Annotated in this window: 21 protein-coding genes; 9 read left to right on the top strand and 12 right to left on the bottom strand. The window is 71.8% G+C overall.

All coding sequences use genetic code 11. The annotated features are described in order from the left end of the window. Positions 1 to 37: 37 nt before the first annotated feature. Positions 38 to 652, bottom strand: coding sequence for a DUF1003 domain-containing protein (locus tag JK359_RS26800; protein ID WP_201840731.1), 615 nt, complete (start codon positions 650 to 652; stop codon positions 38 to 40). After that, the gene (locus JK359_RS26795; RefSeq protein ID WP_201840728.1) at positions 642 to 1,934 is read right to left on the bottom strand and encodes a magnesium transporter MgtE N-terminal domain-containing protein; all 1,293 of its coding nucleotides are present in this window, start codon (positions 1,932 to 1,934) and stop codon (positions 642 to 644) included. Before JK359_RS26795 ends, JK359_RS26800 begins: the two co-directional genes overlap by 11 nt. 207 nt (positions 1,935 to 2,141) lie before the next feature. Here JK359_RS26795 and JK359_RS26790 point away from each other — a divergent pair, with 207 nt between their 5' ends. Then, on the top strand, positions 2,142 to 2,888 hold the full coding sequence (locus JK359_RS26790; protein WP_201840725.1) for a hypothetical protein: 747 nt from the start codon (positions 2,142 to 2,144) through the stop codon (positions 2,886 to 2,888). 95 nt (positions 2,889 to 2,983) lie between these two features. On the opposite strand, the gene JK359_RS26785 is transcribed toward JK359_RS26790, so the two are convergent. Both JK359_RS26785 and JK359_RS26780 read right to left on the bottom strand, forming a co-directional pair. Then, on the bottom strand, positions 2,984 to 3,499 hold the full coding sequence (locus JK359_RS26785) for a hypothetical protein (protein WP_201840722.1): 516 nt from the start codon (positions 3,497 to 3,499) through the stop codon (positions 2,984 to 2,986). A gap of 33 nt (positions 3,500 to 3,532) precedes the next feature. Further along, positions 3,533 to 4,675, bottom strand: coding sequence for a magnesium and cobalt transport protein CorA (locus JK359_RS26780; protein ID WP_201840719.1), 1,143 nt, complete (start codon positions 4,673 to 4,675; stop codon positions 3,533 to 3,535). Between the two features lie 473 nt (positions 4,676 to 5,148). Between JK359_RS26780 and JK359_RS26775 the strand changes: the two genes are divergently transcribed. Continuing rightward, positions 5,149 to 5,733: a suppressor of fused domain protein gene (locus tag JK359_RS26775; RefSeq protein WP_201840716.1), complete on the top strand. Its 585-nt coding sequence runs from the start codon at positions 5,149 to 5,151 to the stop codon at positions 5,731 to 5,733. 17 nt (positions 5,734 to 5,750) lie between these two features. Here JK359_RS26775 and JK359_RS26770 read toward each other — a convergent pair whose 3' ends face one another. Then, complete coding sequence (locus tag JK359_RS26770; protein ID WP_201840713.1) at positions 5,751 to 5,918, bottom strand: hypothetical protein; 168 nt, start codon at positions 5,916 to 5,918, stop codon at positions 5,751 to 5,753. A 188-nt stretch (positions 5,919 to 6,106) separates the two neighbouring features. Here JK359_RS26770 and JK359_RS26765 point away from each other — a divergent pair, with 188 nt between their 5' ends. The 3 genes from JK359_RS26765 (at position 6,107) to JK359_RS26755 (ending at position 8,550) form a co-directional block, all read left to right on the top strand. Beyond that, positions 6,107 to 6,748 (top strand): DUF6758 family protein, encoded by a 642-nt coding sequence (locus tag JK359_RS26765; protein ID WP_201840710.1) that lies wholly within the window; start codon positions 6,107 to 6,109, stop codon positions 6,746 to 6,748. A 117-nt stretch (positions 6,749 to 6,865) separates the two neighbouring features. Beyond that, on the top strand, positions 6,866 to 7,723 hold the full coding sequence (locus JK359_RS26760; protein ID WP_201840707.1) for a PHP domain-containing protein: 858 nt from the start codon (positions 6,866 to 6,868) through the stop codon (positions 7,721 to 7,723). 221 nt (positions 7,724 to 7,944) lie between these two features. Then, a complete protein-coding gene (locus JK359_RS26755) occupies positions 7,945 to 8,550 on the top strand; it encodes a MarC family protein (RefSeq protein ID WP_201840704.1) in 606 nt (201 codons plus the stop codon). A 58-nt stretch (positions 8,551 to 8,608) separates the two neighbouring features. Here the strand turns inward: JK359_RS26755 and JK359_RS26750 are convergent, their stop codons facing one another. Then, entirely contained in the window at positions 8,609 to 8,761 is a 153-nt protein-coding gene (locus JK359_RS26750) for a DUF8834 family protein (RefSeq protein WP_201840701.1), read from the bottom strand. 208 nt (positions 8,762 to 8,969) lie between these two features. Between JK359_RS26750 and JK359_RS26745 the strand changes: the two genes are divergently transcribed. After that, positions 8,970 to 9,875, top strand: a complete 906-nt coding sequence (locus JK359_RS26745) for an NYN domain-containing protein (protein ID WP_201840836.1) — start codon at positions 8,970 to 8,972, stop codon at positions 9,873 to 9,875. A gap of 67 nt (positions 9,876 to 9,942) precedes the next feature. Here the strand turns inward: JK359_RS26745 and JK359_RS26740 are convergent, their stop codons facing one another. Together JK359_RS26740 and JK359_RS26735 are read right to left on the bottom strand one after the other, a co-directional pair. Further along, positions 9,943 to 10,827 (bottom strand): alpha/beta fold hydrolase, encoded by an 885-nt coding sequence (locus JK359_RS26740; protein WP_201840698.1) that lies wholly within the window; start codon positions 10,825 to 10,827, stop codon positions 9,943 to 9,945. 428 nt (positions 10,828 to 11,255) lie between these two features. Beyond that, complete coding sequence (locus JK359_RS26735) at positions 11,256 to 13,907, bottom strand: DEAD/DEAH box helicase (protein WP_201840695.1); 2,652 nt, start codon at positions 13,905 to 13,907, stop codon at positions 11,256 to 11,258. Between the two features lie 505 nt (positions 13,908 to 14,412). Between JK359_RS26735 and JK359_RS26730 the strand changes: the two genes are divergently transcribed. Next, positions 14,413 to 15,159 (top strand): ferritin-like fold-containing protein, encoded by a 747-nt coding sequence (locus JK359_RS26730; RefSeq protein ID WP_236678486.1) that lies wholly within the window; start codon positions 14,413 to 14,415, stop codon positions 15,157 to 15,159. Between the two features lie 31 nt (positions 15,160 to 15,190). Here JK359_RS26730 and JK359_RS26725 read toward each other — a convergent pair whose 3' ends face one another. The 4 genes from JK359_RS26725 to JK359_RS26710 all read right to left on the bottom strand — a co-directional run bounded on the left by JK359_RS26725 (position 15,191) and on the right by JK359_RS26710 (position 17,058). Beyond that, on the bottom strand, positions 15,191 to 15,460 hold the full coding sequence (locus JK359_RS26725; protein ID WP_201840690.1) for a hypothetical protein: 270 nt from the start codon (positions 15,458 to 15,460) through the stop codon (positions 15,191 to 15,193). A gap of 170 nt (positions 15,461 to 15,630) precedes the next feature. Continuing rightward, entirely contained in the window at positions 15,631 to 15,858 is a 228-nt protein-coding gene (locus JK359_RS26720; protein ID WP_201840688.1) for a DUF3107 domain-containing protein, read from the bottom strand. Between the two features lie 134 nt (positions 15,859 to 15,992). After that, complete coding sequence (locus JK359_RS26715; RefSeq protein ID WP_201840685.1) at positions 15,993 to 16,634, bottom strand: TetR/AcrR family transcriptional regulator; 642 nt, start codon at positions 16,632 to 16,634, stop codon at positions 15,993 to 15,995. 181 nt (positions 16,635 to 16,815) lie between these two features. After that, on the bottom strand, positions 16,816 to 17,058 hold the full coding sequence (locus JK359_RS26710) for an Rv3202a family protein (RefSeq protein WP_201840683.1): 243 nt from the start codon (positions 17,056 to 17,058) through the stop codon (positions 16,816 to 16,818). Positions 17,059 to 17,256: 198 nt separating this feature from the next. On the opposite strand from JK359_RS26710, the gene JK359_RS26705 reads away from it, so the two are divergent. Both JK359_RS26705 and JK359_RS26700 read left to right on the top strand, forming a co-directional pair. Beyond that, on the top strand, positions 17,257 to 18,267 hold the full coding sequence (locus JK359_RS26705; RefSeq protein ID WP_201840680.1) for an alpha/beta fold hydrolase: 1,011 nt from the start codon (positions 17,257 to 17,259) through the stop codon (positions 18,265 to 18,267). Positions 18,268 to 18,275: 8 nt separating this feature from the next. Continuing rightward, on the top strand, positions 18,276 to 19,772 hold the full coding sequence (locus JK359_RS26700; protein WP_201840677.1) for a DUF3152 domain-containing protein: 1,497 nt from the start codon (positions 18,276 to 18,278) through the stop codon (positions 19,770 to 19,772). Positions 19,773 to 19,869: the final 97 nt, after the last annotated feature.

Genomic DNA, 19,869 nt, shown 5'->3' with positions numbered 1-19,869 from the left:
GATGGTACGGCGCTCCGCCGGGCGTCCGGGATGCCCCTCAACGGTCGTCTGTGTCACGTCCTGGCGGACGTTCTGCCCGTTCCGCCGGGAATACGACGTGACCCGCGTGCCCGTCGTGGCGGCGGCGCTCCTCCAGCTCCTTGAGCAGGTCCTGCAACTCGGAGCGGATCCAGTCGCGGGTGGCCACCTCGCCCAGGCCCGTGCGCAGCGCGGCGACCTCGCGGGTGAGGTACTCGGTGTCGGCGATGGACCGCTCGTTCTGCTTGCGGTCCTGCTCCAGGTTGACCCGGTCGCGGTCGTCCTGCCTGTTCTGCGCGAGCAGGATCAGCGGGGCCGCGTAGGAGGCCTGGAGGGAGAGCATCAGGGTCAGGAAGATGAACGGGTACTGGTCGAAGCGCAGCGCCACCGGCGCGGCGACGTTCCACAGCACCCACAGGATGATGACGACCGTCATCCAGACGATGAAGCGCCCGGTGCCCAGGAAGCGGGCGATCCGCTCCGAGAGCCGGCCGAAGGCCTCCGGGTCCCACTCGGGCAGGAACCGCCGGCGGGGCGGGCGCGGCTGGTCCAGCCGCAGCACCCGGGGCCGGGTGGCGGCCGTGGCGCCCGACGGATGACGGTCGCGGGTCGCGGTCTCGCGCTCAGGAGTCATGAGCGGGCGCCTCCTCTCCCGATTCGTCGAGGTGGAACTCGGTCTCCCGCCAGTCGTCGGGCAGCATGTGGTCCAGTACGTCGTCCACGGTCACCGCGCCGAGCAGGGAGCCGGACTCGTCCACCACCGGCGCGGCCACCATGTCGTAGGTGGCGAAGAAACCGGCGATGAGCGGCAGGGTGGCGTCCGGGTCCAGGGGCTGCAGATCGTCGTCGACCAGCGAGCTGACCAAGGTGTACGGCGGGTCGCGCAGCAGCCGCTGGAAGTGGACCGTGCCCAGGTACTTGCCGGTCGGGGTCTCGTCCGGCGGCCGGCAGACGTACACCTGGGCCGCGAGGGCGGGGGACAGGTCCTGGTTGCGGACCCGGGCGAGCGCGTCGGCGACGGTGGCGTCGGGCCGCAGCACGATCGGCTCCGTCGTCATCAGGCCGCCGGCCGTGTGCTCCTCGTACGACATCAGGCGCCGCATGTCGGCCGCGTCGGCCGGCTGCATCAGGCTCAGCAGCCGCTCCTTGTCCTCCTCGGGCAGTTCGGACAGCAGGTCGGCCGCGTCGTCCGGGTCCATCGCCTCCAGCACGTCCGCCGCGCGTTCCTCCTTCAGCTTGCCGAGGATCTCGATCTGGTCGTCCTCCGGCAGTTCCTCCAGCACGTCGGCGAGCCGGTCGTCGTCCAGGGCCGCCGCGACCTCGGCGCGCCGCTTCGGGGAGAGGTGGTGCAGGACGTTGGCGAGGTCGGCGGGGCGCAACTGCTCGAAGGTGGCGAGCAGGCTCTCGGCGCCCTGCCCGTGCTCCTCCAGCGAGAAGCCGGTGACGGCGGACCACTCGGCGGTCAGGGTCTCGCCCTTGGCCCGGCGGAAGGCGCCGCCCTTCTTCCCCTTGCGCAGGAAGACCCGGTCGACCTCCCAGTCCCGGCGGGCGGGCAACTGCTGCACGGACACGTCGAGGACGGTGACCTCCTCGCCGGTCTCCACCAGCGTCACGCGCCGGTCCAGCAGCTCGCCGAAGACCAGCCGCTCGGTGGGCCGCTGTTCGAAGCGCCGCACGTTCACCACGCCGGTGGTGATGACCTGGCCGGACTCGATGCCGGTGACCCGGGTCATGGGCAGGAAGATGCGGCGCCGGTTGGACAGCTCCACGACCAGGCCGAGGACGCGCGGAGGTCTGCGGCCCACGCGCAGCATCACGACCAGGTCGCGTACGCGGCCGACCTGGTCACCGGTCGGATCGAAGACGGGAACCCCGGCGATGTGCGAGACGAAGATCCGGGGGGCGCCGGCTGCCATGGCTCTGCTTCCTTTGCCTGGGAATCGCGGGGACTGCTGTTGCGTGGGGTCTGCTCGCATGTGCCCGCTCGCGTGCGCTTCAGGCTAGCCCGTACCGGTCGGATACGCCCTGGTGGGCAGTCCGGACGGACCGGCTCCGCCGGGTGGCCGGGGCACCGGTACGCTGCGGTACGCCGCTCAGGAACCGTCAGAAAGGCGACCCCACCTGTGACTGCGATTCCCCAGGGCCGTACCCGCCGGTCCGTGCTGGTGACCGCGAGCTGCGCACTGGCCTTGACGGGAGCGATGGTGCTGTCGGGGTGCGGTGGCGACGACGATCCGGACGCCGGGACGAACGGTGTGGGCAAGCTGCCCGCCGCCCAGATCCAGGCGAAGACGCGGTCCGCGGCGGACGCGGCGTCCGCCGTACGGCTGTCCGGGACCGTCGTCACCAGTGGCCGTACCTACCGGCTGGACATGCAGTTGAAGGCCGACGGTGGGACCGGGTCCGTGACCTCGCAGGGGGCCACCTTCAAACTGCTGCGGATCGGGGAGCAGCTGTATCTCAAGGCCGACGCGGACTTCTGGAACCACGCCGACGGCAACGACGGCGCGACGGGCAAGCTGGACGGCAAGTACGTGAAGGTGCCCCAGGGGGATCCCGCGTACAAGAAGTTCAGCGGCTTCACGGACAAGGCCGTCCTCCTCGAGGGCCTGCTCACGCTGCACGGCTCGCTGGCGGCCGACGGCCACCATGCCGATCAGTCGGGTACCCGTACGATCCGCATCACCGGTGACAAGGGTTCCGGCGGCACGCTGGACGTCTCCCTGGAGGGCAAGCCGTACCCCCTCCGCCTGGTCCGCGCCGGCGGCGCCGGGACGCTCCGCTTCTCGGACTGGGGCAAGGACTTCACCGTCACCCAGCCGGCCAGGACGGAGACGGTGGACTACGGCAGGCAACTGCCGACGTCGTAGTGCCGGCAAGGGGCGCGCTCCGGCGGTGCCGTCGGCGCCCGCCGGTGACTCCCGACACCGCGGGGTACAGCGCCGGCGCGCTCAGCCGGCGCCGTTCACTTGGCCTTGCGGCGCTTGAGCAGCAGCTTTGGCAGGGCCGCCGGGACCGGGCGGCGGGTCGTGGCCGGTGTGGGCACGGGGCGCTCGGCGAGGCTGTCGGGCGGTACCGGTGTCACGGATCCCGTCGGCACCAGGCGGAGCACCCGGCACTCGCGGGCCCAGCGGGCCGGCATCTCCTCGCCGTCGGGCGCGTTCAGCCGCTTGCCCTTCAGCTCGGCGACGACCGCGTCCCACTCCTCGGAGCCGGCCGCCAGCTCGGCCACGGTCGCCGGGAACGTCACCAGCCGGCCGCCCTTGTCCTTGCTGCGCACGCTCACCTCGGCCGAGCCTCCGGCGGTGAGCCCTTCCAGCGGCTGCTCACCGGGGCCGTCGCCGACCACGCACACGGCGCCCTCGTGCCACACGTGCCACAGCGCACGCGCGGCCGGGGCACCCGCACCCCTGACCCAGATCAGGCCGGACTTCTTCGAGGCCTCCTCGATGAGGGCCCGGTCGAGCAGCTCGCTTGTCATGGGCCCCAGCCTATCCAGGCGGTCCGGCCCCGCTCACAGCCAGCCGTTGCGCTTCAGGGTGCGGTGGATGCCGAGGCAGATGACCCCGGTGATGGCCATGATCACCGGGTAGCCGAACCGCCAGTGCGTCTCCGGCATGTAGTCGAAGTTCATGCCGTACACCCCGCACACCATTGTCGGCACGGCGATGATCGCCGCCCAGGACGTGATCTTGCGCATGTCCTCGTTCTGCGCGACGGACGCCTGCGCGAGGTTGGCCTGGAGGATGGAGTTGAGGAGTTCGTCGAAGCCCAGCACCTGCTCCTGGACCCGGGCCAGGTGGTCGGCGACGTCCCGGAAGTACTTCTGGATGTCCGGGTCGATCAGTCGCATCGGCCGCTCGCTCAGCAGCTGCATGGGCCGCAGCAGGGGTGCGACCGCGCGCTTGAACTCCAGTACCTCACGCTTGAGTTGGTAGATGCGGGCCGAGTCCACACCGCGCGAGACCCCGCCCTTGCGGCCGGGTGAGAAGACCTCGGTCTCCACCTCGTCGATGTCGTCCTGCACGGCGTCGGCGACCGCGATGTAGCCGTCGACGACGTGGTCGGCGATGGCGTGCAGCACGGCCGAGGGGCCCTTGGCGAGCAGTTCGGGGTCGTCCTGGAGCCGGTGCCGCAGCGCTCGCAGCGAGCCCTGCCCGCCGTGCCGGACGGTGATGAAGAAGTCCCGGCCGGTGAAGCACATGACCTCGCCGGTCTCCACGACCTCGCTGTTGGCGGTGAGCCGGTCGTGCTCGACGTAGTGGATGGTCTTGAAGACCGTGAAGAGGGAGTCGTCGTAGCGCTCCAGCTTCGGGCGCTGATGGGCCTGCACCGCGTCCTCGACGGCCAGCGGGTGCAGCCCGAACTCGCGCGCGATACCGGCGAATTCGGCCTCGGTGGGCTCGTGCAGCCCGATCCAGACGAAGCCGCCGTCACGGCGTACCAGGCGCATCGCCTCGTGCGGGCTCAGCGGCTTGTCGCTCGCCACGCGTGCGCCGTCGCGGTAGACGGCACAGTCCACGACGGCCGAGGGCGTGGCCGGGTCGCGGGTGGTGTCGTACGAGGCACCGCTGTCGTACGGGGCGCCGGTGACCTTGCGCAGTGACACACGGGACGACGGACGGACCACGGCGCGCAGGTCGCGGATCATCGACATGGGCAGGCTCCTTCGCGGGCGGGCAGCGAAAGTGCGCCGGCGTCGGGTGGAACTACCCGGAATGGGGACGTGTGCCTGTGCATGTTTGGCACGTCCACAAAGCGGGGAGCACCGCACCGTCGCGGTGGCGACTTCGCTACTGATGCAGGACTGATTCGATCGGGCGGATCGGATGATCAGACGGATCAGGCAAAGCGAGACGAAGTGCTCTTCCGAACGGTGACGCGCACGGGGAAGGCGGCAGCCAGCCAGTAACTACATCAGCGGCAGGAAGAGCGAGTGGTACTGCACGGTCGACTTCGATCCATGACAGCCCCACCTCCTCCGGCCGGTCCCTCGTAAGGGAGTCTCATCGGCGTCGGGACTTGACGGCGCGCTCTGCGTGCTGTCCCGAACCACCGGCTCAGCGTAGCAGCCGCCCGTTGTGTCAAGGCGCCGCTTTGCCCGCTACTGACGAGTTCTATGCTCACCGCATGGTTGATGTTCTTCCTCTGGTCGAGGCTCGGTTGAACACCGCGCTGGGTGAACCGGACGCGCGCGCCGCGGTCACGTTCCTCGGTGCGGACCGCATCGAGGTGCTCCGCTTCGGTGAGGGGGACGTCGTCCGGTACGCCACCCTCGGCATGTCCGCGCACCCCATGACGGACCCCACCGCGATGGTCGCCGACCCCGTCGAGGGTCCCCGCGCGGAGCTGGTCCTGTCGGTCCGGGCGGGCCTCGCCGACACCGACAAGGTGCTCCGCCCGCTCGCCGTCCTGGCCGCTTCCCCGCAGGTGGAGGGTCTGGTGGTGGCCCCTGGCGCCTCCTTGGACGTGGGCGGCCCGCTGTGGCCCGACGCCCCCTTCACCTCCGTCCTGGTGGGTGAGCCCGGCGGTCTCGTCGAGGACCTGGAGCTGGACGCCCCGATGGACCCCGTACGGTTCCTGCCGCTGCTGCCGATGACCCCGAACGAGGCTGCCTGGAAGCGGGTGCACGGCGCCCAGGCCCTCCAGGAGCGCTGGCTGGCGAACGGGACGGACCTGCGCGACCCCGCCCGCAGGTCCGTCCCGCTGGACTGACACCTGGGTGACCGATCTCACCAACGCAAGGCGAGATCCGGCCAGTTGGCGAAGGAGCTGACGCCGCCCCCGGCGGCGTGCTCCTGCTCCGGTCCCACCCGCGTCGTGCGTGGGGCCCGGCGCCGTACGGCAGCGTGGTGGCCGTGGCCGAGCGCGAGGACCTCGGCCCCGGGCTGCCGCAGCATGCCGCCGGCTCCCTCACCGAGGGGGCCTTGCGCTTTCTCCCGCCTCACGTAGGTAGTTGGCCCATGCATGGACATCGTGAGCCGAGCTGTTCAATGCACAGGGCATCCAGTCGGGTCCGGCGGGGCGTTCCGTCCGGACGGGTGATCGTCCTTGACGTGGGCGGGCAGGGGTAGGACCGTGGAGCCCTATGAGGGGCGAACCCAGTTGCCCGAGGTGCGGTGGCCGGGTCAGGGCTCCCGGTCTCTTCGCCGATTCGTGGCAGTGCGACGTGCACGGCACGGTCTATCCGCTGCAGCCCGTGATCCCGCCCAGCGTCGAGGCGCTCACCGTGGTGGTGCACCGCACGCAGGTGCCGGTGTGGATGCCGTGGCCGCTGCCGGTCGGATGGCTGTTCACCGGTGTGGCGTACGCCGGCGACGACCGCAGCGGCGGCCGTGCGACCGCGGTGGCCTGCTCGGGTCCCGGCCCGCTCGGCGGCCCCGGTGAGCTGATCCTGATCGCCGAGGAACTGGGTGTCGGCCTCGGGGCGCAGTACGCCGGCATCGACGGCCCGGACCCGGGCCCCTACATGAACGTGGAGAAGCCGCCGCAGGCCAAGGTGCTGGCCGCCGGCCGGCCGACCCCGCTCTGGCACGTCTCCCGCACCCCCGACGACCGGGCCGTCTTCGCCGGCGAGGCGCTCGGTATGTGGCTGTGGGCGGTGATGTGGCCCGAGCAGTCCGGGCTGCTGATGTACGACGAGCTGGTGCTGACCGACCTGCGGGACGCGGGGGCGGAGATAGACCTGGTGCCGTGCGGCGCGCTGTCCCCGCGCCTGCTGCAGCCGTGACATCCGTCGCGGTGCCGGGTGTAAAGGGCGCCAGGCGGTTTCGGCTGTGACAGCCGGGGTGGAAAACACCGCTATCCTTAGGTGTCCCCGTTCCTTCCGTCACCGTCTGGAGTCGTCGTGCGCATCGACCTGCACTGCCACTCCACGGCCTCCGACGGTACGGACACCCCCGCCGAGCTGGTGCGCAACGCCGCCGCGGCGGGCCTGGACGTCATGGCGCTGACCGACCACGACACCACCCGTGGGTACGCCGAGGCGATCGCCGCGCTGCCCGAAGGGGTCACGCTGGTCACCGGTGCCGAGCTGTCGTGCCGGATCGACGGCGTCTCGATGCACATGCTGGCCTACCTCTTCGATCCCGAGGAGCCCGCCCTGCTCGCCGAGCGGGAGCTGGTCCGGGACGACCGGGTGCCGCGGGCCAAGGGCATGGTCGCCAAGCTGAACGCGCTGGATGTCCCGGTCACCTGGGAGCAGGTCGAGCGGATCGCCGCCGGCGGCTCCGTCGGGCGGCCCCATGTGGCGACCGCGCTGGTCGAGCTGGGCGTCGTACCCACCGTGAGCGACGCGTTCACCGAGGACTGGCTGGCCGACGGCGGACGGGCCTTCGTGGAGAAGCACGAGACCGACCCCTTCGAGGCGCTCCGGCTGGTCAAGGCCGCGGGCGGGGTCTGCGTGTTCGCGCACCCGGCCGCCGCCAAGCGCGGCCGGACCGTGCCGGAGTTCCGCATCGCTGAGCTGGCCGAGGCCGGTCTCGACGGCCTCGAGGTCGACCACATGGACCACGACCCCGACGCCCGGGCCCGGCTGCGCGGCCTCGCGAAGGAACTGGGGCTGCTGGTCACGGGCTCCTCCGACTACCACGGCAGCCGCAAGACGGTGGCCCTGGGCGCGTACACGACCGACCCCGAGGTGTACGGGGAGATCACGCGGCGGGCCACCGGGGCGTTCCCGGTCCCCGGCACCGGCGGAGCCTGAGCCCCCAGGGGCCGCTCCACGTCGCCTCCCGGTCCACGTCGGTCCCCGCGACGCGTCGGCTCGCTCTGCGTCGGCATCCCGTTCCGCGTCGGCTCACGCTCTGCCTGGTCGTCCGGTTCCGGCTCAGCTCACTGTCCGCGCCGGCTCACGTTCCGCGTCGGCTCGCGCCGCCCTCCCGTCCGTATCAGTTCGTCTCTCCCAGCAAGGCCTGTAGCAACACCATGTTCGACGTCGCCATCTTCGGCTCTCTGTTCCTGACCCTTTTCGTCATCATGGATCCCCCGGGGATCACCCCGATCTTCCTCGCCCTGACCGCCGGCCGGCCGGCCAAGGTGCAGAAGCGGATGGCCTTCCAGGCCGTCTGTGTGGCGGGCGGGGTCATCGCCGTCTTCGGCGTCCTGGGCCACCAGATCCTCGACTACCTGCACGTGTCCGTGCCCGCGCTGATGATCGCGGGCGGGCTGCTGCTCCTGCTGATCGCGCTCGACCTGCTCACCGGCAAGACCGACGAGCCGAAGCAGACCAAGGACGTGAACGTCGCCCTCGTACCGCTGGGCATGCCGCTGCTGGCGGGTCCCGGCGCCATCGTGTCCGTGATCCTCGCCGTGCAGAAGGCCGACAGTGTCGCCATGCAGGTCTCGGTGTGGTCGGCGATCCTCGCGATCCACGTCGTCCTGTGGCTGGTGATGCGCTATTCGCTGCTCATCATCCGGGTCATCAAGGACGGCGGTGTCGTCCTGGTGACGCGGCTCGCGGGCATGATGCTCTCCGCGATCGCCGTGCAGCAGATCATCAACGGGGTCACTCAGGTGATCCGGGGGAGCTGAGCCCTCGTGGGCTCGGCTCCCCCGGAAAGCTTGAGTGGCGAACGCCCGTGCGTGCGGGTTACGAGACCGTGGTCTCGGCCGGGCGGATCCACAGGCGCTGTCCGATGGCGGCGGCCTGCTGAACGATCCGGTTGACGGAGGCGGCGTCCACGACGGTGCTGTCCACGGGGGTGCCGTCGACCTCGTCGAGTCGCATGATTTCGAAGCGCATGGGCTTCTCCCTTCGTCTGGTCATCCTCCTGCGGAGAACTACTCGAGTGCACCGGATGGGTATCCGGTGACGTAGGTAGTCAACGTGCTGCTTGTTACAAACATTCCCTACGCTAAAGAAATTTTTCGAACGTCTAACTACTGACCGGTAAGCAGTGGGTTCCGGACCGACGGGGACCGGTTGTGTTCGCAGCGTGACCCCCGGGACAATGGAGGAGATGAACGACGACCTGGCCGCCCTGGGCGCCCGCATCGACCACACGAACGAGCTGCTGGAACGCATGCTCGCCGAGGTGGCGAAGACGCCCTCGACCCACGCGATCTTCGTCGACGCGGGTTATCTGTACGCAGCCGCCGGGCGGCTGGTCGCCGGAACCGAGGACCGCCGGGCCTTCGACCTCGACGCCGAAGGGCTCATCGACGCGCTGATCGACAGGGCCCGCACCATCTTCGCGGACAGCCGGCTGCTGCGCGTGTACTGGTACGACGGAGCCCGCCGCCGCATCCACACCGCCGAGCAGCAGTCCATCGCCGAACTGCCCGACGTGAAGGTCCGCCTCGGCAACCTCAACGCCAACAACCAGCAGAAGGGCGTCGACTCGCTGATCCGCTCGGACCTGGAGTCCCTCGCCCGGCACCGCGCGATCAGTGACGCGGCCCTCCTCGGCGGCGACGAGGACCTCGTCTCGGCGGTCGAGGCGGCCCAGGGGTACGGCGCCCGCGTGCACCTCTGGGGCATCGAGGCCCCCGAGGGCCGCAACCAGGCCGAGCCGCTGCTCTGGGAGGTCGACAGCCAGCGCACGTTCGACCTGGAGTTCTTCAAGCCGTATGTCTCCCGGCGTACGGCCGCCGCGTACGAGGCCACCGCCGGCGCCCGGCCCAGTCGCGAGGACGTCCGCTTCGTCGGCGCCCAGATCGCCGCGAAGTGGCTCGCCTCCCGGGGCCGCGAAGCACTCGTCGAACTGCTGCCCGGCCATCCCTACCTGCCCGGCTCTGTCGACCAGGACCTGCTGGTCGAGGCCGAGGACCTGCTCCAGTACTCCATGCGCGGCCAGGCCGACCTCCGCCGCGCCCTCCGGGACGGCTTCTGGGAGCACCTCCAGGCGCAGTACTAGCGCGCCGGCTGCGGGTGCCGTTCGGTGTCGGCCTGGGCTGGTGGGTGCCGTTCGGTGGCGGCCCGGGCTAGCGGGTGCCGTTCGGGGTGGTGTCCCAGAAGTCGGCGATCGCGCGAGCCGTCTCCAGCGGGCGGTCGGTGTTGGGGGAGTGCTCGGCACCCTGGACGACCGTACGCCACGCCTTCAGCCGCACCGCCATGTCGTCGAGCAACGGCACCGGCCAGGTGTCGTCCCGCGAGCCCGACAGGACGTGGAACGGCAGCGGCAGGGCCGCCAGTTCGGCGACCCGGTCCGGTTCGGTGCACAACTGGTGACCGGTGGACAGGAGTTGGGCAGGCTTGGTGCCCAGCCAGCGGCGCCGCAGGTCGTCCCGGTCGTCGAGACCGCCGTCGAGCGAGGGCGTCTCGGTCTCCTCCGGCGGCTCCATCGCCTGGATCGTCTCCCAGACCTCCGCCATGCTCAGCACCGCGAGCGCGTCCTGCAGCAGCTTCACCCGCTCCTGCTGGGGCGGCGAGATCTGCGCCGGTCCCGACGCCATCAGGGTGAGCGACCGGAACGGCGAGTGGTCCACCAGAACGGCCGCCCGCGAGATCTGGCCGCCGAGCGAGTGCCCCAGCAGATGCACCGGACCGCCGATCGCCTCGGCTTGGGCCAGCACGTCCAGCGCCAGCTCCTCCTGGGCGTAGGCGGCTTCGTCGGTCACGGGCCCGTCCGACTCGAACTGGCCACGCCCGTCCACCGCCACGGTCCGGTACCCGCGCTCGGCGAGCGGCACGTGCAGCGGGTTGAAGTCCTCCTTGCTCCCGGTGAAGCCCGGCAGCAGCAGCGCGACACCCTTCGGCTCGACACCGACGGCCACGGGAGCGTCGACCACGGCGAAGTCACCCCGAGCCGTGGCAAGGGAGTACACACGGGCACCGGGCGGCGGAACGAAGGTGGGAGGCCTGCTCATGGAGAGAGGCTATCTGGCGGGGACGGGGGGTGGGTTCCGGGTGGGGGACGACGGAATGCCGGGGCGGACGGAGACGAGCGGGAACCAAGCGCCCGGACCTGGGGCACCCGACCATGCGACGAGGACCATCACCGGGGTGCCCTGACGTGGGGGGAGAGACGCGGATGACGGGTCCGGTGAGGGTGGGCCTGGGCTCGAGGCTGACCGGCACCGGAGCGCCTTGGCGTGGGTGGAGACGCGGATGGCGGGCCCGCTGGGGCTGGGCCCGAGCTGGGGGCTGACCGGCACTGTCCGCTGGGTGGGCCCGGCCTTAGGGCTGACTGGCACCGGGGTGCCTTGGTGTGGGTGGAGACGCCGATGGCCGGGCCCACTGGTGTGGGACCGGCCATCGGACCGGCCTGCTCTGCCGCGGTGCGCGCGGCGCCGGATCAGGCGTCCGGGGCCTCCACGGCAGCCGTCGCCTTACGAGCGCGGCGCGGCTTGGGCGCCGACTCGGTGCCCTCACCGGCCGCCTCGGCAGCGGACGCCGCGGTCTTGCGGGTCCGGCGCCGCGGCTTGACCTCGGGCTCCTCGGTCGCCTGCGCCGGAATCCCCGGAGCGGCGGCCTCGGCAACGGCCTTACGGGTGCGCCGCGCCTTCGGAGCGGCGACCGCTTCCCCGTCGACCGTGGCTTCGGCGGCGGCCGCGGTCTTGCGGGTGCGGCGGGGCTTGGCCTCGGCCTCGGCCTCGGGGGCCTCCGGTGCGGTGGCGGCGGTCTTCCGCGTGCGGCGCGGCTTGGCCTCGGTCGCCTCGGCGGTGTCCACGGCGGCTTCGGCGGCGGCCGCGGTCTTGCGGGTGCGGCGGGGCTTGGCCTCGGCCTCGGGGGCCTCGGTGACCGTTGCCGTTGCCTTGCGGGTGCGGCGCGGCTTGGCCTCAGTGGCTTCCGCGGTGTCCACGGCGGCTTCGGCGGCAGCGGCGGTCTTGCGGGTGCGGCGGGGCTTGGCCTCGGGGGCCTCGGTGACCGTTGCCGTTGCCTTGCGGGTGCGGCGCGGCTTGGCCTCGGTGGCTTCCGCGGTGTCCACGGCGGCTTCGGCGGCAGCGGCGGTCTTGCGGGTGCGGCGGGGCTTGGCCTCGGCCTCGGCCTCGGGGGCCTCCGGTGCGGTGGCGGCGGTCTTGCGGGTGCGGCGGGGCTTGGCCTCGGCCTCGGGGGCCTCGGTGACCGTTGCCGTTGCCTTGCGGGTGCGGCGCGGCTTGGCCTCGGTGGCTTCCGCGGTGTCCACGGCGGCTTCGGCGGCGGCCGCGGTCTTGCGGGTGCGGCGCGGCTTCGTCTCGGCGGCCTCCGCCGTGTCCAGCGCCGCTTCCGCCTGGGCGGCCGGCTCGGCCGTCTTGCGGGTGCGGCGACGCGGCTTGGCCTCCGCCGCCGGAGCGGCCTCGGGCGTGGGCTCCGCCACCGGGCCGTCCGCGATCACGGGCTCGGCCGCAGGGGCCGGGGTCACCGTCGGCTCCGTCACCGGCGCGGACGTGACCGCGGTCTCCGCCGCGGCGGCCTTGCGGGTCCGGCGGCGACGCGGCTTGTCCGGGGAGTCCACCACGGCGGGACCTTCCGCCGTGGTCACCGTCTCGACGGCGGCCTCGTCGGTCGTCACGGGCGCCGCGGCGGCCGTCACCGGCTCCGACGTCGCTCCGCCGCGCGTACGGCGACGGCGGCGCGGCGTGCGGGTCCCGGCGGGAGCCTCCTCCGTACCGGCGGTCTCGGCGGCAGGCGCCGACGCGGCGGGGGAGGCGTCCAGCGCGGCACCACCGCGGGTGCGGCGGCGACGACGCGGCGTACGGGCCGGACGCTCACGCTCGGCCGGGGCCGACTCGGCCCGGCCACCACGGCCACCACGGCCGCGCGCGCCACGCCCGCCGGTCTCGCCCAGGTCCTCCAGCTCCTCCGCGCCCAGACCGGCACGGGTCCGCTCGGAACGAGGCAGTATGCCCTTCGTGCCCTCGGGGATGCCGAGGTCGGAGAACAGGTGCGGAGAACTCGAGTACGTCTCGGCCGGGTCGTTGAAGTCCAGCTCCAGCGCCTTGTTGATCAGCTGCCAGCGCGGGATGTCGTCCCAGTCGACGAACGTGATCGCCGTACCCTTGGCGCCCGCCCGGCCGGTGCGGCCGACGCGGTGCAGGTACGTCTTCTCGTCCTCGGGGGACTGGTAGTTGATGACGTGGGTCACGCCCTCGACGTCGATGCCGCGCGCGGCGACGTCGGTGCAGACGAGGACGTCGACCTTGCCGTTGCGGAAGGCGCGCAGCGCCTGCTCGCGGGCGCCCTGGCCGAGGTCGCCGTGGACGGCGCCGGAGGCGAAGCCGCGGCGCTGGAGCTGCTCGGCGATGTCGGCCGCGGTGCGCTTGGTGCGGCAGAAGATCATCGCCAGCCCGCGGCCCTCGGCCTGCAGGATGCGGGCGACCATCTCCGGCTTGTCCATGGAGTGGGCGCGGTAGACGAACTGCTTGATGTTCGCGACCGTCACGCCCTCGTCGTCCGGCGCGGTGGCGCGGATGTGCGTGGGCTGCGACATGTACCGGCGCGCGAGGCCGATGACCGCGCCCGGCATGGTGGCCGAGAACAGCATGGTCTGGCGCCTGGCCGGCAGCAGGTTGATGATCTTCTCGACGTCGGGCAGGAAGCCCAGGTCGAGCATCTCGTCGGCCTCGTCCAGGACCAGGCTCTTGATGTGGTTGAGGTTCAGCTTCTTCTGGCCCGCGAGGTCCAGCAGCCGGCCCGGGGTGCCGACGACCACGTCGACGCCCTTCTTCAGGGCCTCGACCTGGGGCTCGTAGGCCCGGCCGCCGTAGATCGCCAGCACGCGCACGTTACGCACCTTGCCGGCCGTGAGCAGGTCGTTGGTGACCTGGGTGCACAGCTCGCGCGTGGGTACGACGACGAGCGCCTGCGGGGCGTCGGTGAGGGCTTCGGGGGCGGCGCGTCCGGCCTCGACGTCGGCGGGAACGGTGACGCGCTCCAGGAGCGGCAGACCGAAGCCCAGCGTCTTGCCGGTGCCGGTCTTCGCCTGGCCGATGACGTCCGTGCCGGAAAGGGCGACGGGGAGCGTCATCTCCTGGATGGGGAAGGGGTTGATGATGCCGACGGCCTCCAGGGCCTCGGCGGTCTCGGGCAGAATTCCGAGGTCTCGAAACGTCGTAGTCAGGGTTATGCCTCTTCTGTGTGGCGCGGTGCGAGGCGAGCGCGGGGGTCTTTGACGGACCGTGCCGGGGACGTCGGCTGCCATACGGGCGAACCACTCGGGCCAGCCGTAAAGCACGGGACCTCTGCCGACGCTCTAGCGCTCGTACCGCTGAGGGTGTCCCTCCGGTCGTCGTACGCAATGAGCCGTACGGCCGGGGAGGGCTGTCGGGTCGGAGCCGATCGGGCCACCGACCGGGCATCCTCATGCATGCAGCCCGTCGGGACACGTCGAACACCGTCGACGCACTCAGCAGGCGCATTACCACCATACCCCGGAATCGCGCACATGTGATGGCCGAATTGGTCACGTAGTCGTGGTCACAGAGGTTGACCAGGGACTCTGAAGGTGTTCCGAGCGGGCTATTGTGCGGCTCATGACTAGCTCTGACAAGCCTGAGAACGCGTCCGCCGAACCCGCCGAAGCCACCGGTGTCGCCGCCCAGGACTGGACGCAGGCGTCCGCCGACCCGCAGTACCGCGCCGCGGTCGTGGACCTGCTCGGCGCCCTCGCGTACGGAGAGCTTGCGGCGTTCGAGCGACTCGCGGAGGACGCCAAGCTGGCGCCGACCCTCGCGGACAAGGCCGAGCTGGCGAAGATGGCCTCGGCCGAGTTCCACCACTTCGAGCGGCTGCGGGACCGGCTGACCGAGATCGGCGAGGAGCCGACGGCCGCCATGGACCCGTTCGTCGCCGCCCTCGACGGCTTCCACAAGCAGACCGCGCCGTCGGACTGGCTGGAAGGCCTGGTCAAGGCATACGTCGGCGACTCGATCGCGAGCGACTTCTACCGGGAGGTCGCCGCCCGCCTCGACTCCGACACGCGCGAGCTGGTGCTCGCCGTGCTCGACGACACGGGCCACGCCGGGTTCGCGGTGGAGAAGGTGCGTGCCGCCATCGACGCCGACCCGCGCGTGGGCGGCCGGCTCGCGCTCTGGGCGCGGCGGCTGATGGGCGAGGCGCTGTCGCAGTCCCAGCGGGTCGTCGCCGACCGGGACGCACTGTCCACGATGCTCGTGGGAGGTGTCGCCGACGGGTTCGATCTCGCCGAGGTCGGAAAGATGTTCTCGCGGATCACGGAGGCGCACACCAAGCGGATGGCCGCGCTGGGACTGGCCGCGTAGCGCTCTGCGGGGACCTCGCGCAACCGACGGGCTACGCCGTCGCCGATCGTCGGCGCAGGCGGCCCGTCGGACGGAGGAGCAGGGACAGGGACGCCACCGCCATGGCCGCGGAGCCCAGGAGGCTCAGCAGGGCCAGGCCGGGGCCCAGCGCGGTGTGGGTGACGAAGTCACCGAAGAGGGCGCCGGCGATGCCCGTGGAGTACACCAGGGGGCGGGCCGGCAGACGGTGTCCGAGGCGGTGTGCCGCCGCCCAGGCGAGGATCAGACCGAGCACGGCGGCGCCGAGTGCTTCCAGGATCATGTCGGGGGTCCCTCCCACGGCCGGTCTGGCTCGACGGTCGTAGCCCGTCATACCCGTGACCTGCGGATTGCAATCCTGCGCCGTGGAGGACTTGTGCTCCGTCCGTGTGCGCCCCGCATGCGCAGGGGCCCGGCGGCACACGGCCGCCGGGCCCCTTTCACGACTTCGGCCTACAGCGCGCCGAATCCGACCTTGCGCACGGTGGGCTCGCCGATCTCCACGTACGCCAGACGGTCCGTCGGCACGAGGACCTTGCGGCCCTTCTCGTCCTGGAGGCTCAGCAGCTGCGTCTTCCCGGACAGGGCGTCGCTCACGAGACGCTCCACCTCCTCGACGCTCAGACCGCTCTCCAGAACGATCTCGCGGGGCGCGTACTGCACGCCGATCTTGACCTCCACGGCTATGTCCCTCCGACGGTCAGTGATGTGCGCGATCATCCGCGCCGTACCCAGCACACATTAGCCCGGTGAGGGGACGTACACGCTGCGGGCCGGAACGCCAGGAGCGAACACCCGGCGGGAACAAACGGCCGTCAGTTGTGATCGGTGCCGTGCAGCGGGAAACCGGCGATGCCCCGCCAGGCCAGCGAGGTCAGCAGCTGCACCGCCTCCTCGCGCGGGACGCTGCGGTCGCTGTGCAGCCAGGAACGGGCCACCACCTGGGCCAGTCCGCCCAGACCGGAGGCCAGCAGCATCGACTCCGCGCGCGACAGGCCCGTGTCCTCGGCGATGACGTCGCAGATGGCCTCGGCGCACTCGACGGTCACCTTGTCGACCCGCTCGCGCACCGCGGGCTCGTTCGTCAGGTCCGACTCGAAGACCAGCCGGAACGCGCCGCCGTCGTCCTCCACGTACGCGAAGTAGGCGTCCATCGTCGCCCGCACGCGCTGCTTGTTGTCCGTCGTCGACGCCAGTGCGCCGCGCACCGCCTGGATCAGCGACTCGCAGTGCTGGTCCAGCAGGGCGAGGTAGAGGTCGAGCTTGCCCGGGAAGTGCTGGTAGAGCACCGGCTTGCTCACGCCGGCCCGCTCGGCGATGTCGTCCATCGCCGCAGCGTGGTACCCCTGCGCGACGAAAACCTCCTGGGCGGCGCCCAGCAGCTGGTTCCGTCGGGCTCGGCGCGGCAGGCGGGTGCCACGCGGGCGTGCCGCCTCAGTTTGCTCGATGGCTGTCACGCCGCCTCCCTAAGTCGTCCACATGCGGTGTCGGCCGCGCGGCCATCGTACTTTTCGGTAACAGTGGTGTGCGCGCTGCGAGCGCAGAATTTCACGTACCGGACGCCGGCGGAAGCGGTGCAGCCCGCGTTCGCGGCCTTCCGCGACCCCCGAGCGCTGCGGGATACGGCGAGGTCAGAGGTCAGCGGTAGTCGTCCTCGTCGATCGAGACCACCCGCGCCTGTTCGATGAGATCGGCCTCGTTCCCCCGGTCCGGGTCCACGCCCGTCAGTGGGTCGTCCCGCTCCGGCTTCATGTCGGCGTGCTGCTCGGCGGCGTCCACCTCGGGCGCCTCTACGTCGATCTCCGCGTCCGGGCCGGCCTCCAGGTCCTCAAGGTCCTCGAGGTCCTCGATCGCGTCGGGCTCGGTGGGGTCATAGGCCATGGTGGGCTCCCTTCCTACGAACGTCCCTGGAAACAGCAGGGGCCACATGCGGGTGCCCTGTGTACGAGCCTAGGAGACAGCTGATCCGGACGCCATGCCGTCCGGGTCCGTTCGCCGACCGGTTCTCCGGTGCCGCCCGCTCCATGCTGTGACGGCCGACACACAAACCTGGGCGTGATCACCTCGTAACATTGCCGCATGTCTTCGACCGAGTCGCCGTCCGTGCCGGCCGCCAGTGTGCTTCCGAGGGTGGCGCCCGTCAGGGTCGGCGAGGGCGAGCGGCTGCGGTCCGTGAGTCTGCCCGGCGTCACCCTGTCGATCCGCTCCCGGCCCCCCGCGCGTGAGGGGCTGCCGTCCGCGCTGTACGTCCACGGACTCGGTGGCTCCTCGCAGAACTGGTCGTCGCTCATGGCCGAGCTGGAGGGCGACGTCGCCGGCGAGGCGGTCGACCTGCCCGGCTTCGGTGACTCCCCGCCCCCGGACGACGGCGACTACTCCGTCACCGGGCACGCGCGCGCGGTGATCCGCTATCTCGACGCGGCCGAACGCGGTCCGGTCCACCTCTTCGGCAACTCGCTCGGCGGCGCGGTCGCCACGCGCGTGGCCGCAGTCCGTCCCGACCTGGTCCGCACGCTCACCCTCGTCTCGCCGGCCCTGCCCGAGCTGCGCGTGCAGCGCACCGCCCTGCCGACGGGACTGCTCGGTGTGCCCGGCGTCGCCGGCCTCTTCACCCGGATCACCAGGCAGTGGACGGCGGAGCAGCGGGTCCGCGGGGTGATGGCGCTCTGCTACGGCGACCCCGGCCGGGTCTCGCCGGAGGCGTTCCAGCACGCCGTCGAGGAGCTGGAGCGGCGGCTGCAGCTGCCGTACTTCTGGGACGCGATGACCCGCTCCGCGCGCGGGATCGTGAACGCGTACACGCTCGGCGGCCAGCACGGACTGTGGCGCCAGGCCGAGCGTGTACTCGCTCCCACCCTGCTGATCTACGGCGGCCGGGACCAGCTGGTCGGCTTCCGCATGGCCCGCAGGGCGGCCCGTGCCTTCCGCGACTCCCGGCTGCTGACCCTGCCGGAGGCCGGGCACGTGGCGATGATGGAGTACCCGGACGTGGTCGCCGGCGCCTTCCGGGAGATCCTGGCCGAGGCGGACGGCTCCGGCGAGGCCACCTCGCCGGCGGACGGCGTCACCGTCACCGGCGCAGGGAGCTGAGGGCCGCAGTGGGACGCCACAGCCGCCGCGGACCGGCCCCGAAGGGTGACCCCGCGGATATAGACGCAAGGCGCAGGGACCAGCGCGGCACGCGCTCCGAGGACGCCCGCCGGGAGGCGCGTGCGCAGGGGAGCGGGCCGGGGGTGGCCGGAGGCACGCCGGGACAGAACGCACCGGGGTTCCCCGACGGCACGCCCGCGCACGGCACGCCGAGTGCGCAGGGCATGCCGAGGCTGCCGGACGGTACGCCCGCGCACGGCGTGCCACGGCTTCCGGACGGTACGCCCGCGCACGGCGTGCCGGTGTTTCCCGATGGCACGCCCGCGCGAGGTGTGCCCCGTCTCCGTGAGGGCGCACCCGTGCGCGGTGGGCACCCCGAGCAGCGGGAAGCCGGGGGCGGCTGGGGTGACTCGGCCGGCCGGGCCGGTGCCGGTCGTCCCGGTGTGGTGCTGCCGCGGCAGCGACAGGCGGGGCCGGACGGTCCGAGGCGCGGTAAAGGTCCGCGGCAGGAGTACCTCGACGCGTTCGAGGGGGCCGACGAAGGCAGCGGGGCCGTCGAGGACCTCGACGTCTTCGCCTCCCGCACGGGCCGGGTACGCGGTGGCCGGCAGCGGCCTGCCCCGCAGGAGCAGCCACTCGCCTCCGCGGCCGACGGCGCCACCGTGCCAGCGCAGCGCGGCGACGGCGACGCCGTATCCGGCCAGCGTCAGGGGAACAAGGGGCGTGCCTTCACCGGCATCGCGGCGGCCGCCGTCACCACCGTGCTCGCGGTCATCGTCGCCGGGCAGGTGACCGAGGGGGACGACGACGGCGCCGCACAGTCGCAGTCCGCCACCGGCCACGCACCCGACGCGCAGGCCCCCGCCGGGCCGGCGCCCTCCGTCGAGCCGAGCGCGACACCGCTGACGTACGACCAGAAGATGGGCGCGACCTATCCGCTCAGCGCCACGCTCAAGGGGCCGGGCAAGTTCGACGCCGTGCCCGGGTCCGACAAGGCGCCCGGCACGGGCCAGAAGTACCGGTACCGCGTGGACATCGAGCAGGGGATGGGGCTGGACGGCGGGCTGTTCGCCGAGGCCGTGCAGAAGACCCTGAACGACAAGCGGAGTTGGGCCCACGGAGGCGCCCGTACCTTCGAGCGCATCTCCTCCGGCAAGCCCGACTTCGTGATCACGCTGGCCAGTCCCGGCACCACCGCCACGTGGTGCGCCAAGTCGGGCCTGGACACCACGGAGGACAACGTCTCCTGCGATTCGGCCGCCACCGAGCGGGTCATGATCAACGCGTACCGGTGGGCGCAGGGCAGCAAGACGTACGGCGACAAGATCATTCACGCCTACCGGCAGATGCTGATCAACCATGAGGTCGGCCACCGGCTCGGCAACGGGCACGTCAGCTGTCAGAAGGACGGGGAGCTGGCGCCCGTCATGCAACAGCAGACCAAGTTCCTCGACCACGACGGAATCCACTGCCGCCCCAACCCGTGGCCGTACCCCACGCGTTGACGCCCCCTGATCCCCCCGCACCGGCTTTGACCGCACCGCCGTGCCGCACCGCCGTGCCGCACCGCCTTGCCCTGTCGGCCTCGCCGCGCCGGCCGGG

It is taken from the genome of Streptomyces actinomycinicus (assembly GCF_016741775.1).
GTDB classification, from domain to species: Bacteria; Actinomycetota; Actinomycetes; order Streptomycetales; family Streptomycetaceae; genus Streptomyces; species Streptomyces actinomycinicus.
The sequence above is the reverse complement of the archived record's forward strand: the minus strand, read 5'-3'. Positions and strand labels throughout refer to the sequence as shown.